A 1,379-nucleotide genomic window follows, 5' to 3' on the forward strand; every position below is an offset into this window, starting at 1 on the left:
AGCAGACCGCCGCGCCCATCGCCACGGCGCACGCGCTCGCCGTCCAGGCCGACCCGCGGCTGATCGAAAGCCGCAACGCCTTCGAGGGCAGAACGTTCGAGGCCGGCCCGGCGGTGGTCCGCTACCCCGCCCTGTGGCGCCTGCTGCTCAATCCGTTCCGCCCATCCTGGGGCGAACCGTACGACGAGATCGCCGCGCGGATGCTCGTGGCCGTCGCGGAATGGCGCGATGCCCACCCCGGTCGGCATGTCGTGCTCGTCAGCCATCAGCTTCCGGTCTGGACGGCTCGGCGTGCCCTGGAGGGGGTGCCCCTCTGGCACCGTCCCGACCGGCGGCAGTGTGGGCTGGCGAGCGTCACCACGGCCGTCTACCGGGAGTCCGAGCTCGTCGGCGTCCAGTATGCGGAGCCGAACGGGCTGACCGCGAACACGCCTGGATCGGTCGGCGCCTGACGAACTCCACCGGTCCCGAGTCACCGGCGCCGGCCGTCGCTGTCCCGCCCGTCGTCGCTGTCCCGCCCGTCGTCGCTGTCCCGCCCGCCCTCGCGTCCCTGCGGGCCGTGCTGCCGTTCCTGCGCTGCCCCGTGTGCGGCGACGCGCTGCACCGGGCGGACAGATCCCTGCGCTGTCCCGCCGGGCACGACTTCGACGTCGGCCGCAGCGGCTATGCCAACCTGCGCACCGGCCGGACTCGGCGGGTCGTCGGCGACACCGCCGTCATGGTCGCCGCGCGGGAGTCCTTCCTCGGTGGTGGCCACTACGGGCCGCTCACCGCCCGACTGGCCCAGATCGCGCATCCCGTCCCCGGGGGGTCATCCGGGCTATCCGGGTCGCCCGGTCGGGTGATCCTCGACATCGGTGCCGGGACCGGGCACCATCTGGCCGGCGTGGTCGGTGCGCGGCCGGACGCGGTCGGCATCGCCGTCGACGTCTCGAAGTACGCCCTGCGTCGCGCGGCGCGTGCCCATCCCCGGATCGGCGCGGTCTCCTTCGACGTCGCCGCCCCCTGGCCGGTGGCCGACCACGCCGTCGCCGTGCTCCTCGACGTCTTCGCGCCGCGCAACTTGGCCCAGATGCACCGGGTGCTGCGCCCCGACGGGCTGCTCATCGTCGTCACCCCCGGACCGGGCCATCTCGCCGAGCTGCACGGCCCGCTCGGACTCGTCGGGATACAGGCGGGCAAGAGCGACCGGCTCGACGAACGAACCACCGGACGGTTCGAGCCGATCATCGTCGAGCGCGTCGACGTTCCGCTCACGCTGAACACCGACCAGGTCGTCGACCTGGCTCTGATGGGCCCGACCGGCCATCATCGTGCGCCCGACCAGCTGCGCCGGCGGGCCGAAACCGCCTTCCCCGGGAGTGCCCCCGTTACGGCCC

The 1,379-nt window shown here is 73.7% G+C and carries 2 protein-coding genes; both read left to right on the top strand.

What is annotated here, in order from left to right; translation table 11 throughout:
* Positions 1-452 (top strand): histidine phosphatase family protein (locus tag ACY45C_RS16405; protein ID WP_462188451.1); only part of this gene is annotated, 452 nt, incomplete at its 5' end.
* 107 nt (positions 453-559) lie between these two features.
* Positions 560-1,379, top strand: an 820-nt coding sequence (locus tag ACY45C_RS16410; RefSeq protein ID WP_462188452.1) for a putative RNA methyltransferase, incomplete at its 3' end; no start/stop codon positions are given.

Source organism: Frankia sp. CcWB2 (assembly GCF_977927585.1).